Annotated in this window: 11 protein-coding genes; 5 read left to right on the top strand and 6 right to left on the bottom strand. The window is 49.1% G+C overall.

What is annotated here, in order from left to right:
- Nucleotides 1-46 precede the first annotated feature (46 nt).
- A complete protein-coding gene (locus I0P70_RS07705; protein WP_196116211.1) occupies nt 47-2,494 on the bottom strand; it encodes an outer membrane beta-barrel family protein in 2,448 nt (815 codons plus the stop codon).
- Nucleotides 2,495-2,799: 305 nt separating this feature from the next.
- On the bottom strand, nt 2,800-4,233 hold the full coding sequence (locus I0P70_RS07700; RefSeq protein WP_196116304.1) for a DEAD/DEAH box helicase: 1,434 nt from the start codon (nt 4,231-4,233) through the stop codon (nt 2,800-2,802).
- Nucleotides 4,234-4,949: 716 nt separating this feature from the next.
- On the opposite strand from I0P70_RS07700, the gene I0P70_RS07695 reads away from it, so the two are divergent.
- Nucleotides 4,950-6,101 carry a CaiB/BaiF CoA-transferase family protein gene (locus tag I0P70_RS07695; RefSeq protein WP_196116209.1) on the top strand — a complete coding sequence of 384 codons (1,152 nt, stop codon included), beginning with the start codon at nt 4,950-4,952 and terminating at the stop codon, nt 6,099-6,101.
- A gap of 119 nt (nt 6,102-6,220) precedes the next feature.
- Nucleotides 6,221-6,892 (top strand): hypothetical protein, encoded by a 672-nt coding sequence (locus I0P70_RS07690; RefSeq protein ID WP_076422498.1) that lies wholly within the window; start codon nt 6,221-6,223, stop codon nt 6,890-6,892.
- A 75-nt stretch (nt 6,893-6,967) separates the two neighbouring features.
- Here the strand turns inward: I0P70_RS07690 and I0P70_RS07685 are convergent, their stop codons facing one another.
- Nucleotides 6,968-7,726, bottom strand: a complete 759-nt coding sequence (locus I0P70_RS07685; protein WP_196116207.1) for a phenylalanine 4-monooxygenase — start codon at nt 7,724-7,726, stop codon at nt 6,968-6,970.
- Between the two features lie 436 nt (nt 7,727-8,162).
- Here I0P70_RS07685 and I0P70_RS07680 point away from each other — a divergent pair, with 436 nt between their 5' ends.
- Nucleotides 8,163-9,296 (top strand): sulfatase-like hydrolase/transferase, encoded by a 1,134-nt coding sequence (locus I0P70_RS07680; protein WP_230392056.1) that lies wholly within the window; start codon nt 8,163-8,165, stop codon nt 9,294-9,296.
- 48 nt (nt 9,297-9,344) lie between these two features.
- Entirely contained in the window at nt 9,345-10,433 is a 1,089-nt protein-coding gene (locus I0P70_RS07675; RefSeq protein ID WP_230392055.1) for a hypothetical protein, read from the top strand.
- A gap of 55 nt (nt 10,434-10,488) precedes the next feature.
- Here the strand turns inward: I0P70_RS07675 and I0P70_RS07670 are convergent, their stop codons facing one another.
- The 3 genes from I0P70_RS07670 to I0P70_RS07660 all read right to left on the bottom strand — a co-directional run bounded on the left by I0P70_RS07670 (nt 10,489) and on the right by I0P70_RS07660 (nt 13,464).
- Nucleotides 10,489-12,363: an ABC-F family ATP-binding cassette domain-containing protein gene (locus I0P70_RS07670; RefSeq protein WP_196116206.1), complete on the bottom strand. Its 1,875-nt coding sequence runs from the start codon at nt 12,361-12,363 to the stop codon at nt 10,489-10,491.
- A gap of 96 nt (nt 12,364-12,459) precedes the next feature.
- Nucleotides 12,460-12,849 carry an SPW repeat protein gene (locus tag I0P70_RS07665; protein ID WP_196116204.1) on the bottom strand — a complete coding sequence of 130 codons (390 nt, stop codon included), beginning with the start codon at nt 12,847-12,849 and terminating at the stop codon, nt 12,460-12,462.
- Between the two features lie 87 nt (nt 12,850-12,936).
- A complete protein-coding gene (locus I0P70_RS07660; protein ID WP_007656708.1) occupies nt 12,937-13,464 on the bottom strand; it encodes an RDD family protein in 528 nt (175 codons plus the stop codon).
- A gap of 310 nt (nt 13,465-13,774) precedes the next feature.
- Between I0P70_RS07660 and murI the strand changes: the two genes are divergently transcribed.
- Entirely contained in the window at nt 13,775-14,590 is an 816-nt protein-coding gene (gene murI, locus I0P70_RS07655; protein WP_196116201.1) for a glutamate racemase, read from the top strand.
- Nucleotides 14,591-14,629 lie beyond the last annotated feature (39 nt).

Below are 14,629 nucleotides of genomic sequence, written 5' to 3'. Positions count from 1 at the left end.
AGGAACCACCTCTTCGAGCGGCCCCCGGAGCTGACCTAACAAAATTTTAATTCGCACCGCCCCCGCCTGACTGCTCTCCGGCTTTCACATCGTCATTTTTAATGCCACGCTTCTTGCGGGCAATGTCTCCCTTCAGTTTGCCGAAGCGGTAGTTGAAGGCAACGCTGTAGCGTCGCATCACATTAAAGTTCTCCTGAACCTGTGTAAAGCGCGGGTCATTGATCTCGTTCACGAAGCGACGGTTCTTTTGAAACGGACTGTTCACTGAGAAGCTCAGCGTTGCTTTGTTGTCTTTCAGGAATTGCTTGCTTACAGAGAGGCTATTCCAGATATAACCGGCTGAGCGGCCCTGCAGCAAAATGCGTGACGAATAATAGCCAATGTTGCCGCTTGCCCGCCAGCCCTTGTCGAAGCGGTAGCTCGAGTAGCCGAACACATTGTAAGTGAAGCCCTCGTTGTTCTGCGGCACGCCGTCGATGACGCTGGTCAGTTTCACGTAGTTGGTAGTGGAGTTCAGGTTAATGCTCAGCTTCTTGAACAGTGTAGTGTTACCGCTCAAAGAGAAACCATAAGTCTGGTTGCGGCCTATGTTGCCATAGGTGGTACGGGCCACGGTGTCAGCTCCAAGCGTGGTATAGCTCTGGATGGAGTTGTTGGTGAAGTTATGGAAGATGCTTGCATTTACAGATGTTCCCTTCACGAAGGTGTTATAAGCCAGATTGAACACATTGTTTGTGGCCGGATCGAGTTTCGGATTACCAAAGCTGATGTTGCGCGGGTCGATCTGGTTTACATACGGGTTGAGGTAGTAGAGACTCGGACGCTCGATGCGCTGGGTATAGGACAAACGCATGGTGCTGGCCCCTTTCAATTTGCGCGACAGGGTGATATTCGGGATCAGGTTGAAGTAGTCAGGAGTAGCCACTGTGCCTGATGACTTAAAGTTTGCGTCGATTTTAGTCTCTTCCAGACGTGCACCGGTTTTCAGACCCCAATCGCCTTTTTTGAGGCTGAGAGAGGTATAGGCGGCATAGATATCCTGGCGGTAGTCGAAACTGTTGGTCAGGTTCTCGTCGATCACAAAATTGCCCGTTTCAGGGTTTTGGTTGCTGTAGAAGTAATCGCTGCTGTTCAGTCGTAAGATAGTTTTCACGCCAAACTCGAGGGTATGCTTTTTGATCGGCTGCACATAATCAGCCTGCATGGTGTGTTCTACTGAACTGCCATCATTGTCCGTCTGGCTTACCTGACCATTGAAGTTGAGTACTGGGTCCAGTATGAAGTCTGAGCCGCTGCCATTGCCGCTATTGCTTAGCCTGTAAGAAAGCGTGAAAAGCTGATCTTTGTTTTTCTTGAAGGTGCGCTGGTAGTCAGCACCAAAGTCGCTGCCCCTCCAGGTAAAGTTGCCATTGTTCAGACGCGTGTAAGCCTGGGTCAGTGCACCGGTGGAGTTAAACAGATCGACACGCTGCGCCAGTGTGTTATTGCCATTGTTCATGTTCATGCTGAAGTTGGCCGTGAACAGGTTTAGTGTGTCCATCTCGTAGCTGAACTCACCGCTCGCGTATTGATAGGTATTGTCGTTTCGGCTTTCTCCAACCTGCTGCAGTACTGTCTGGCGTATGTTGTCTTCACGGTACAGGTTGTTGCTGTTGGCCGGGCTATAATATGAGCCAGTTCCAAAATAGCCAGAGAAGCCCGCCTTGCCGACTTTGGCAGTCAGGTAGCCACCAAAATTACTTCCCCTCGGGCTGGATACCTGCGCATTCACAGAGCCATTATAGCCACCAATGTTCTTTTTGTGCGTGATGATGTTGATGATGCCGCCCACGCCTTCGGCTTCGTATTTGGATGGCGGGTTGGTGATCACTTCAATGCTTTTGATGGTACTGGCCGGCATGCTACGGAACACGTCCTTCGGGCTGCGGACAAACAGTGATGATGTTTTGCCGTTGACAAGTACCCGGTAATTGCTGTTGCCGTTCAGTTTGATGTTGTCCTCAGCATCCAGGCTCAGCAGTGGCACCTTGCGGAGCATGTCCAGGGCCGTCATGGTTTGGCTTTCGGGGTCGGCATCTACGTTGTAGGTGAGCTTGTCGATATCCTGCTCCACCAGTAGTTTCTCCGTTACGATCTGCACTTCCTTCAGTTGTTTGGCCGATGAAACCAGGGCTAACCTGCCCAGGTCGATGGTCGTGCCGGTAAAAGCTGGGAGAGGCAGCACTTTTGTTTTGTAGCCTACATAGGAGAGCACCAGTTGGTACTGCTTCAACTCAAGGCCCGTCAGCTCAAAGGAGCCATTGTCTTTCGTGAAAGTGCTTTTGATTGCCTGGTTCTTTCCTGCTTCCTGCACCACTACCGTGACGTAGTCCAGAGAGGCCTGTGTTGCAGAATCGGCTACAATGCCTTTGATGGTGCCTGTCGGTGCTGGTAACTGAGCAAAAGCCGGGCATGCCAGGCACCAGAGGAGTGCCAGCAGTAAAGTTTGTTTCATATAGAGTTAAAAATGGTTAGAATGACACTGGCAGTCTTTGCCCCTAAAGCCAAAGCCCCTCACTTCCTATTAGTCTGGGTAGAGAATAAGTGCAGTGAAGCGTAATGGTAACGAGTAGAAAGATATTAAATAATATATATTAATCTGGAAATATTATATGAAATACTGTTTTCTGTAGATGAAAACAGTATTTATACCTATAACTTTAGTTATGCAGGCAGAATAATGGGCTGAAGAGGCGTGTGACTAAGGTGTAGCCCATGTTAAACAGAAAGGGCCTCTCCGGTAGGAGAGGCCCTTTCTGTTTAGTTATTGTCTTGCGAGATTGGCGGCTTGCTATTCTGTGGATTAGAATCGTTCGGCTTCTTGCGGTTACGGTTCCTGTTACGATTGCGGTTTGGCTTCTGGCCACCTTCCTGTCCTTCTGCCCTGGGCGTGCCTTGCTCACCTCTTGGCTGTGGGTTGGCTGCCTTTATGGGTCTGTTGTTGCCCTCTTTGTGAGGGGCTGTACCTTCCGGCTTTGGTCCTCTGCGGCGATTGCGGTCTCTGCCACCGCCTTCACCTGAACGCTGGCTACCGCCTGGTCTTCCTCCACCTGTTCTTGCGCCGCCTTTGCCGCCACGGCCACGGCCCATGTCACGACGGGTCGGGTCGAATACCGGAGCTGGGCCAAAACCCTCCGGAAGCGGAAGCTTAGGCAGGTCACGCTCGATCAGCTGCTCTACCTTGCGTACCCGGTACATGTCATTTTCATTTACAAACGTGATGGCCATACCTGTAGAAGCTGCACGGGCTGTACGACCCACACGGTGCACATAGTCCTCGGCATCCTGTGGCATGTCAAAGTTCACCACATGGCTCAGGCTGTCGATGTCTATACCTCTCGATAGAATATCCGTAGCCACCAGGATCTGGTACTTGCGGTTCTTGAAACCCTGCAGTGCTTTCTCACGCTCCTCCTGCGTCAGATCCGACATAATACCTTCGGCCTCAAAGCCCATTTTGCGCAGCGAGCGCACAATCTGGTTTACATTCGACTTGCGGGATGTGAAGATGATCATATTCTGCACTTCCAACTCCCGGATCAAATGCTCCAGTAAAGGCAGCTTCTGGTTGTCGTAGGTCAGGTATAAACGCTGGTCTATACCTTCGGCCGGCTTAGAGATGGCCAAGTTGATCTCTTCGGGCTGCTGCAGGATCTGCTGCGACAGGTCACGGATCTTCTTCGGCATGGTAGCTGAGAAGAGGAGTGTCTGGCGTTCGGCAGGCAGTGCACGCACTATTTTCAGGATGTCATCCATAAAGCCCATGTCCAGCATCTTGTCAGCCTCGTCGAGCACCAGGTACTTCAGTTGGTCTAGTTTCACGTAGCCAAGGGCCATGTGCGACATCAGACGTCCTGGCGTGGCTATGATAATATCGGCACCACCGGTAAGGGCACGCTTCTGCTGCTCCCACTCGTCGCCTTTGCTGCCACCGTAGATGGCGATAGAACTAACCGGGGCAAAATAGCCCAAGCCTTCTACCTGTTCATCAATCTGTTTTGCCAGTTCGCGGGTAGGAACCAGAATAAGGGTACTGGTGAAGTCGTAGTTAGCGTGCGAAATGCGATCAATCAGCGGCAACAGGTAAGCGGCAGTCTTGCCGGTACCTGTCTGTGCGCAGGCGATAATATCCTTCTGCTCCAATATGAGCGGAATGGCCTGTTGCTGTACCGGTGTCGGAGTATTGTAACCCATCGACTCAATTCCGGTGATCACATCTTCGTGAAGGTTGAAAGAACGAAAATCCAAAGTTATCTCTATAAAATTATTTTTATGCCTTAGCGGCCTTTAAACCGCATTTATTGTGGTAAAGATACGTTTTTTTTACCTTATCTGAGAAAAATTTAAAAGGTTATGTTATTTATATTGAAAATTATATTAATATTGCATCGTCGATCAGCAAAGAATAGCACAATACATTTATAAAGTTGAAACGGCATTCAAAAAGTTCAAAACATTAAAAAATCGCTATATAGATGTTATGCTTTTAAATCGAACAGAATTACAGAATATTTTATCAGCTTATAGTATTTAAGTAATATTAAGTTTTAATTACATAGATTTTTTTATATTAACGCCGAAACATTTGATTAGGTGAGGCGTAAATAAGCCCAAAGTGATATAAACAATCATCTTAAAACATATAAAAGAAAGATTTATTTAAAATTAAAATGAAAAAAGCTATACAAGAATCTCCGAACTTCTATCTTCTACTGGGCGTTAACATCATCAATGCTATCTTCTTTTTGATATAGCAGCGCTCCTGATCGGGACCTAATTTTATACATAGCGAAAACATACTGGCAGCTCTTCTTCGGAAGGGCTGCTTTTTTTATACCCTTTTTGATAGCTTTGTTGACAGCGCAACAGCCTGATGCAGGCCTGCGCTCTATCACTTATACCTGAAGAAGATGACTGAACCCGTTTTTAAAAATATGCTGGTGCTCGAGCTGGCCAGTGTGCTTGCCGGGCCAAGTGTAGGGCAGTTTTTTGCAGAGCTTGGTGCTACAGTGGTAAAACTTGAAAATACCGCTACCGCTGGTGATGTCACCCGCACCTGGATGCTGTCAACTGAGCAGAGGAGCACAGCTGTTTCGGCTTACTTTTCGGCGGCTAATTGGGGCAAGCTCTCTGTAGGGTTCGATATTACACAGCCGCATGCGCTTGAAGCTGTACACCAACTGGCCTCCAAAGCCGATGTGGTGATTGCGAGCTATAAGCCCGGTGATGCTGAGAAGTTGCAGGTAGATTACCGCACATTGTCTCAGCTTAATTCCAGGCTGGTTTACGGACACATCACAGGCTATGGTCTGGAGGACCAGCGGGCGGGGTATGATGCCGTGATACAGGCTGAGAGCGGGTTCATGTACATGAACGGCTCCCCTGACGGACCACCTACCAAAATGCCCGTTGCCCTGATGGATATTTTGGCAGCTCACCAGTTAAAGGAGGGCATACTGACAGCGCTCTTGCTGCGTGAGCGTACCAGGGAGGGCAGGTATGTGCAGGTTTCGCTGTTTGATGCCGCCGTTTCAGCATTGGCCAACCAGGGTACTAACTACTTGGTGGCAGGGCATAGCCCACAGCGCATGGGCTCTGAGCACCCCAACATTGTACCCTACGGCAGTGTATTTACCTGCAAAGACGGCCTGCCCTTAGTGCTTGCCATCGGTGACGACCGGCAGTTTAGGCGACTTTGTCAGGTGTTGGGAGAGGAGGCGCTGGCAGATCATCCACACTTTGCAACTAACAATGCAAGAGTGCAGCATCGGGAGGCTATTAACCAACAGTTAGAGTGGCTGATTAGACAGCAGGAGCGGGCCGTGCTATTGCAAGAGCTGCACAGGCTGCATGTGCCTGCCGGTGCCGTGAACAGCGTACCTGAAGTGCTTGAGCAGGCACAGGCCAGGCGCATGTTGCTGACCCAGCCAGGTGGACCCAGCGGCATCAGGCAGGTAGCTTTTGTGGGAGAGGGGATGGTAGCGGATGAAGTGGCGCCTCCACCATCTTTTGCGCAGCATCAGGAGCAGGTGCTAAGGCAATTTATAGCACCTGTTAATTAAAGTGATCCTCAGCCTGTTAAATATAATTCAGTAAGGCTGGTATACCTTGGCGAAAACCGCTTGAATAACTATTTCTTAAGATTAGAGTAAAAAATACAGCACCCGAAACAAGCACAAGTATGAAAGATAGACTCGACGATATAATACAGGGCTTGCAGCAAAAGTCGGCCACGAAGCAGGCGATATACCGCAATACCTACCAGACCTTTACGCGGATGAAGGAAATTTCGCAGGAGATTGTAGAGGAGCTGACCAATCGGATCACGACGCACAATTCGGATGTTGTGATCGAATACAAGGCGATTACCGATTTGGAATTTCAGATTAAGTTTTCTGGTGATCTGCTGGTTTTTGTCATGCATTCCAACATCGTTACGTTCCCTGACGACTACGAGATCATGCGCAACGATTACGTGGAAGAGGACTTCCGCCGCCGGTTTTTCGGGCACATCATGGCATACAACTTCATGGCTGATACCGTTAAGTACAACCGCCTCGACGACCCAGGTTACCTGGTGGGCAGGATGCTCATTAACATCGATAATCACTTTGCCATAGAAGGTGTGAAGCAGATGGACTTGCCTTATGACCGCATTGCCCGTAATGTGATAAATGATGACATGCTGCGCCTGATCGTGGAAAGCGCCATGGTGGCAGCCGTGAACAACGACCTGATGGGGCAGGATGTCTCGGATATTGAGCGCATCACCTACAAGCAGAAACTGGAAAACTCCCAGCTGTCACGGCCACGCAAGCTTGGTTTCATGATCAACCACGAGCTCACGCACTAGAGCAGATCAGTAGAAAGAGTTAAGTCCCGCCGGCAAGAGGTAGTCTATACCTGCTGCTGGCGGGGCTTTTTTATGTCAGGCAGTGGTCACAAGCGCATCCTGGGTGCGGAGCTGCTGCAAGGCTGTTTCTATAGCTTGCAGGCTCTCGAGCAGCTGCTCAAAGCTATGGATGCAGAAGTACTGACTCTGGAACGTCTCTTTTATGTAAGCCGTGTTCAGGATATGGTCTACATCGAAGCCGAACTTCACACTCTCATTAGATACAGACAGGTTGCTCTCACCCACTGAGGAAAGAATGCCGGCACCGTAGATCTGCGCCAGCTGGCCTGGTTTGCGGAACAGTCCGAACTCGATGGTGTACCAGTAGATGCGCGTGAGTCGGTCGATGATGTCGGGGCGGTCGAGGTGGGAGAGGGCCAGTTCAGATAGCTTGGCTAGGAACTCGCAATACACCGGTATGGTGAGTAGCGGCACGTGTCCGAACACGTCATGGAACATGTCGGGCTCTTCGAGGTAGTCGAGCTGATCCATGCGGCGCACCCACACCGTGGCCGGGAAGCGCTTGCTGGCGATGAGCTGGAAGAACAGCGCATCATCGACAATGCCTGGAGCGGCCACTACTTCGAAGCCGGTCAACGGCTTCAGTTTTTGGTTTATCTCATTGAAATCAGGTATACGGTCGCGACTGAAGCCGACTTTTTCCAAACCTTCCATAAACTCAGGTATGGCTTTTCCGGGGAGGTTACGTAATTGGCGGTCGAAGAGAATAGCCCATACCTGGTGGTTTTCGGTTGTATAGCTGCTATAGTTCTGTGTCAGGTCCATGGATGTCATATGGCGTAATTTTAGTTTTTGGAATAGGTATAAAATGAAAAAAGCAGAGCTTTCGCTCTGCTTCAGTTTTATCAGTCAGGGGCCCGGTGGGCTTTTCCTGTTTAAGTGCGGTATGTTAGTCGCCTGATTGCCTGAGAGAGCGCAGTAGAGCAGCGGTAATAATAACCGTAGCAATAATAGGCGGCACGATAGCAATCAGCAGAAACAGCATGCAGCAGCGCAATGCCTAAAGGCATTGTTAAGTGGAGGTTCGCTATGGCTGCTGGTTGTTGCATGTGATGTTTAATGTTTGCAAGAAGGTAATTATCGAGTTTAAACGCAAACTATTATGCAGGGTTTTTCAGGAGCTATGGCTGTAGGCGCCGCTTTTGCCTAATCTTTAGCAGAATTCGTATACCTTATAATAGGAGTTTAGTTTCTATTAATTGCATTTGGTATGGGAGCATCCGAATACGACAGGCAGGCTTCATTTCGCATAAGAGGCAGCAATTGGTTGTGCCGCTTACTGATTGGGGTAGTAGTGGCTGTTGCGGCATCCTGTGCTACCTCGCCAACTGGAGAGAAGGCCGAGGGGCTGCAGACTGAGAATGTCATCATCGTCGTGATCGATGGCATTCGGTATTCGGAGACCTGGGGAGCAGTGCCAGGTATTATACCCAATATGTCTACTGACCTGCTCCGTAAAGGCACCCTATGCAGAAACTTCCGGAATGATGGCTATACCTACACCAATTCCGGCCATGCAGCTATCACGACTGGGGTGAACCAGCCGATTGATAACTATGGAGATGAGCTGCCGGCTAACCCCTCTATGTTTCAGCAGTGGCTCAAGCAGAAAGGCAGACCGGCCACCGCCGCCTGGATCATATCAAGTAAAGACAAACTGGATATTTTGGGCAATACCCTTCGGCCCGATTGGAAAGACCAGTTTGTGCCATCGCTCAACTGTGGCGTGAGCGGCCCTGGCAGTGGCTATCGGGCGGATTCTCTTACGCTGGTGGAGGTGATGAAAGTACTGGCCACCCACAGGCCCAACCTATTGCTGATCAATTTTATGGAACCGGATGGGTATGCCCACGCCGGAAACTGGGATTACTACTTGAGAGGCATCGCCCGGTCAGACCGCTATGTGAAGCAGCTCTGGGATTTTCTTGAAAAAGATGCGCACTACAAAGGTAGAACCACGCTGCTGGTCACCACAGACCATGGCCGCCACCTGGATTCGGTAAAGAACGGTTGGATTGACCATGGCGATGATTGTAAAGGCTGCCAGCATATAAGTCTGCTCGCCCTGGGGCCAGATTTTAGAAGAGATGCTATTGTTGAAACAGAGTATACCTTGGTTGATATTTCCGCTACGGTTTCCCGGATGCTTGATTTTGAGATGGACTCTACTGTCTTGGTGCCGCGTGTAGACACCGTGGTGGTAGACCTTGCCATGGATACGACCCTGACTGCTCTCCCGAAAGACTCCATTCGGTTGGAGGTAAAAATGGATACTACTGTACGGAAAGGGAATGTGATGAAAGACCTGTTCTCCAGGAAAGCGCTGAAGCAAATGGGGCTCTAAGCCTGCCTTGTTATACCTGTCGCAGCACAGGCAATTAAGTTTCTAGTTATGTTACCAACTTTTATACATCGAATCAAACGCCGCATGGCCGATCGCTTTGTATACCTGTTGGTTTTTCTTCTGCTAGGGTGGCAGCCGACGTGGGCGCAGGAAATGCCGCTATTCGAGGATGAGGCAGTGCTTCAATTCAAGTTGGTTGCCGACTTCCAGAAGGTGTTGAAGGACCGTGGCGATGACAGAAAGTATCATGCCGCTACACTCTTTTATCAAGATGCTGCAGGTGGTGAGATCTCTTTGCCGCTGCGGGTGATGGTGCGGGGTAATCGTCGGCGCGACGCCACTGTCTGCCGTTTTCCGCCGCTTATGCTCAACTTGATCCGCAAAAAAATGCCGGCAGGAACCGTGTTTGAGGGGCAAAACAAACTGAAACTTGTAACACACTGTGTAGGGGAGGAGTATGTGCTGCGGGAGTACCTGGTATATAAAGTATACAACCTGCTGGCTGAAGAGAGCTTTCGGGTGCGCCTCTGTCAGGTAACCTACGAAGACAGCCTGGGAAAACGTAAACCGGAGGTACGCTACGCCTTTCTAATAGAGGATGACAAAAGCATGGCTAGTCGTCTGGATATGAAACTTATACCTGGCAAAATGCGCTTCAGCATGGACCTTGTCGATCAGAAGGCCATGGCCCGGTTAGCCCTTTTCCAGTACATGATCGGCAACACAGACTGGTCGGTGCCTTACCGGCATAACATCGACCTGCTGGCACCTGACTCACTTTCAGCACCTATACCTGTGCCTTTCGACTTCGACTACGCAGGTATAGTAGGGGCCCCTTATGCTGCGCCGCCTCCTGAGTTGGGTATAAAGTCAGTAAAGCAGCGTCTGTACAGAGCTTACAGCTTTCCGGAAAACATCCACCGGGAGATGGTCAACACGTTTAACGCTTACCGTACTCCGATTTATGCATTATACAGGCAGTGTGAGCCCTTGAGTAAATCAGGGTTACGGCAGTCGCTTAAGTACCTGGATAGTTTTTACGCCATCCTCAACCACCCCCGCAAGTTTGACCGGGAAATCGTGAAGGTGGGGGAGCGCAATGAGAAAGCCTATGTGACAGTGAAGGGCCTGAAATGAAATCGCCGAAACAAACAGGTTGCTTCGGCGATTTTAAGGTATAGCTGTGAGTTGCTTACATGATCTCAGAGAGCTCAAGCCAGCGCATCTCTTTTTCTTCCAGTAGCTCGTTTAACTGCTCCAGTTCTTTGGCCCAGGCATTAAGCTGCTCGTGGTCAGTGGTAGTGCCGGCATTCATGGTTTCGATGATCTTTGCTTTACGTGCCTCGAGTTTTGGCATCTCCTTCTCCAGTTCTTCAAACTCTTTTTTCTCCTGGTAAGTCGGTTTGCGCTTTCCTGTCGTCGGTTGCTCTTGTTTTTTTTCGACAACAGGTGCCACCTGCTTTGGTTCCTGTTCGGTTTTTTCCTGCTCCTTCAGCCACTCGCGGTAGTCGGTGTAGTTGCCCGGGAAGTTGCGGATCTTGCCTTCGCCCTCAAATACAAACAGGTGTTCTACCAGCCGGTCCATGAAGTAACGATCGTGGGACACCATCAGCAAACAGCCGCCAAAGTTGAGCAGGAAGTCTTCCAGTATGTTGAGTGTGATGATGTCGAGGTCGTTGGTAGGTTCATCGAGAATCAGGAAGTTAGGGTTCTTGATCAGCACGCGTAGTAACTGCAGACGACGCTTCTCACCACCGCTCAGCTTGCTCACGAAGGTATACTGCTGCGGTGGGGCAAACTGGAAGTGCTGCAGAAATTGGCTCGCTGTGATCACCTCTCCGTTAGCCATCTCTACTACCTCAGCAATATCCTTCACTATGTCGATGACACGCTGGTCTTGCTTATACTCCAGTTCGTCCTGGGTATAGTATCCAAACACGGTGGTCTGACCGGCATCGATGGTGCCGCTGTCGGGTTGCAGTTTGCCGGTGAGCATGTTCAGGAAAGTGGATTTGCCTGCTCCGTTTGGTCCCACAATGCCGATGCGGTCTTTCTTCTTGAACACATACGAGAAGTCATCCACGATTTTCTTAGCGCCAAAGGACTTCGAAATATGGTCTACCTCGATGATCTTGCCGCCCTGGCGGGTGGTTTTTACAGACAATTCGAGTTGCGGAGCCGCTGTTTTCTTGGCGGCTTTCTCTTTTAACTCCTCAAAAGCATCTACTCTATACTTAGCCTTCGTACCGCGGGCCTTAGGCTGACGACGAATCCAGTCGAGTTCTTTGCGCATCAGGTTGCGTGCCTTCTCGGTTTCTGCGGCGGCCATCTCTTCACGAGATGCTTTTTTCTCTACGAAATAGCTGTAATTACCCTTGTAGGTATAGAGTTCACCATTGTCGAGTTCAGCTATCTCGTTGGCCACTTTGTCCAGGAAATAGCGGTCGTGGGTAACCATCAATAGCGTGGTGTTCTGCGTAGAGAGCAGGCCTTCGAGCCACTCAATGGTGTCGAGGTCCAGGTGGTTGGTAGGCTCATCCAGGATGAGCATGCTGGGCTCTTCGATGAGCACTCGGGCCATGGCCACCCGCTTGCGCTGTCCACCTGAAAGCTGCTTTATTTGCTGGTCGAGGTTATGTATACCTAATTTAGAAAGGATCTGCTTCACTTTGATCTCAAAGTCCCAGGCCTGCAGCTCGTCCATACGCTCCATCAAATGCTGCATCTTCTCCGCGCTGGTGTCAGGGTGGGAGATGGCTACTTCGTATTCGCGTATCACATCCAGTACTTCACCCTGCCCGCCGAAGATGGTCTGCTGTACCGTCAGCTCTTCGTCGAACTCCGGGTTCTGGCCCAGGAAACCGATCGTCACTTCTTTGCGCACGCTCACGCTACCCTCGTCAGGGGGCAATTTGCCTGCCAGTACATTGAGCAGCGTGGTTTTGCCGGAGCCATTCACACCAACCAAAGCGACGCGTTGTCCCTGGCTGATGCCGAAGTTCAGGTTTTTGAAAAGCCAGCGTTCGCCAAAGCTTTTTGATATATTTTCTGCGGATAGGTAATTCATAAAGCAAATTTAGGCATTTCTGCGCTATGGGTAGACAAAATAAAACAGGCTGACTTCATCAAGTCAGCCTGTTGCATTACACATGGTTTATGTCGCTTATCTCATGGTTTCTTCGCGAGCTACATTAGTTTTGTAAGCTCTGCTTGGTGTACGGTGTGTTGTTAGCGATGCCAGTATAGAGAATACACCGAAAATCAGGTGTGGTGCATACACATAGTCGGCAAAACCGAATAACCAGGGAGACAGGGCTAATATGACACCAATGCCAAAGTCAAGCATCAGGTGCGTCTGCATCGGAATCTTCTTTACCAGACCCATCTCGAAGTCTGTCAGAATTGTTTGCAGAAGTACGATCGCACCTATCACTACAGGTACCCAGGTCTCAGCACCACCTGCGGCAAAGTTAAACAGCCAGGGTGATGCAATAAGTAAAATACCATATACATAATCCAATATTCCGTGAAAACGGGTTGGGATAAATCGCATGATTACCTCCTTTCTTGTTGTTATACAAGGTATAATATACGATTCATACTTAGGGGTGTTGGATATATAGTAGAAAAATAGTGCAATTTACTGCTCGGTCATCACCAGGGTGCGGGCTACATAATCGTGCAGTGCCTGCTTACGGCGGGTGAACTGTATGAGCAAAAAGCCAAGCAACAGCGGTAGAGCCGAAAGGATACGTGAGAAATAGCGTGCATTAGCCTGAAGAAAAGAAATACGCTTGCCTCGCAGGTCAGTCACTTTCAGCCCCAAGGTAAACTTGCCAATTGTAGCCTGCTTAGGGGAGGCCTCTAGCAAAGTATAGTAAAGCCAGTGCAGTATAGGGAAATACAGACTGTAAAAAAACAACTGAAGCACCGCCTCAAACTCAAGCATACTAATGTTCCCATCTACTACCACTTGCTTCCAGGTGTTGAACTGCAGCGAATTTTCGGCCATAGAGTAAAGTATGATCGAATACCAGAACACAAGTATAGTCGTGTCGATCAGGAAGGCCACAAAGCGACTGATAAAACTACCATACAAGGGAGTTCGTTTCACCACAGGTGAAGCGGACGAGATGATGAAAGCGGAGTCAGTGATAGCTGTAGACATAAGGGTTAGGCTAGGAGGTGGATAATCTGCTTTATCTGCTCTGTTGATAAAGCCGCCGGGAGTCTTACTCAGGGAACATAGAATTAAGATAGCAATTCCCTTTGTATAAAGTAGTTAAATATAACCAAATAAAATTTATTTACAAAATATATTGTAAAAATAATATTTAATGTCGTCGCTCTGAGTGATAAGCTGTTTTATAACTCAATAATAAGTTTGAAAAATTCAATCATAATGTCAAAATAAGTGAATGATCTTAAAATCATGGTGAACATCTTATTTTGTGGGTTTTAGCATAACTTCGCACCATATGGGAGAGAGAAAAAATATGCACCCGATCGGGGTATTTGACAGTGGCATAGGGGGGCTTACTGTGGCGCAGGCAATTGTGGCAGAATTGCCAAACGAGAGACTTATATACTTTGGTGACACTGCCCATTTGCCTTATGGGGATAAATCCACGGCTGCCATACAGGCTTATGCCGTGAAGATATGTGACCTGCTTCTCAGGCAGCACTGCAAGGTGATTTTAATCGCCTGCAACTCAGCTTCAGCGGCGGCTTATGAGCTTGTAAAGGAGTATGTAGGCAGCAAAGCACGGGTACTGAATGTGATTGAACCAGTGGTGGAGCATATTGGAAAAACTTATGCAGGCAAAACGATTGGACTTATTGGGACAAAGCAAACTGTCAATTCCAATGTGTATCGCAAAAAGATCGATGAACTGGACCTAGATATTACACTGAAATCGCACGCGACACCATTGCTTGCTGCTATGATCGAGGAGGGCTTTTTCAACGATTCTATTTCTGAAAACGTGATTCACGCCTACCTGTCAGCGCCCGAGCTGCAAGGTATAGAGGCACTTATTCTGGGTTGCACGCACTACCCGCTTATTAAAAGGCAGATCGAGAATTACTACCAGGGGAAAGTGGATGTACTGGACGCCAGCCAGATCGTGGCCAGGCATGTTCGGAGGTTTCTGGAAACCAATGACCTGAGCTCTGACGAACTGCAGGGCGATCATGCTTTCTTTGTGTCTGATTTTACCAAGTCATTCGAAGAAAGTACCCGCATCTTCTTCAAGCGAAAAGTGCACCTGGAGCATTATCCCCTGTGGGAGTAAAGGAGTTTTAGAGGCGGGAATTTCAGAATGACAGGTTGC

This window comes from Pontibacter sp. FD36, assembly GCF_015686655.1.
In the GTDB taxonomy this organism is placed as follows: Bacteria; Bacteroidota; Bacteroidia; order Cytophagales; family Hymenobacteraceae; genus Pontibacter.
This window is presented reverse-complemented; position numbering and strand designations above follow the sequence as displayed.